1 protein-coding gene is annotated in these 335 nt (G+C 41.5%); it reads right to left on the reverse strand.

Going from position 1 to position 335, the window contains the following annotated elements; all coding sequences use genetic code 11:
- The coding region (locus tag CWB80_RS22790; RefSeq protein WP_212751500.1) for a hypothetical protein at window positions 1–335 on the reverse strand (335 nt) is incomplete at both ends.

The following is a 335-nucleotide window of genomic DNA, read 5'->3' on the forward strand; positions in this document are numbered from 1 at the left end:
CACAACGCTCAAAGCCTACCGCTGGTTCAGAATCAAAATCCTCTGCAGCATTAAAACGATCTCCGTAATCGATACAGACCCTATAGTCAGTGAATGGAAGCAGTCGACCACCAGAGACATGTGTCAAAACCTTCCGGTCTTTATTCGGTATGGTTGATTGTTGAGATAAATATGATTTGACTCCTCCATATTCAACAGCATTGGCGTCAGCGTCACCACTACCGTGAGGCGAACAGGTGTGCGCATCATTGTTTATTTGCCCATTTTCTTCTAGTGCTAGATTACCTTTAAAATCTACGATAGTATGAAGCGATACTTTTAATATTATAAGATTG

It is taken from the genome of Pseudoalteromonas sp. S1650, from assembly GCF_005887195.1.
GTDB lineage: Bacteria > Pseudomonadota > Gammaproteobacteria > Enterobacterales > Alteromonadaceae > Pseudoalteromonas > Pseudoalteromonas simplex.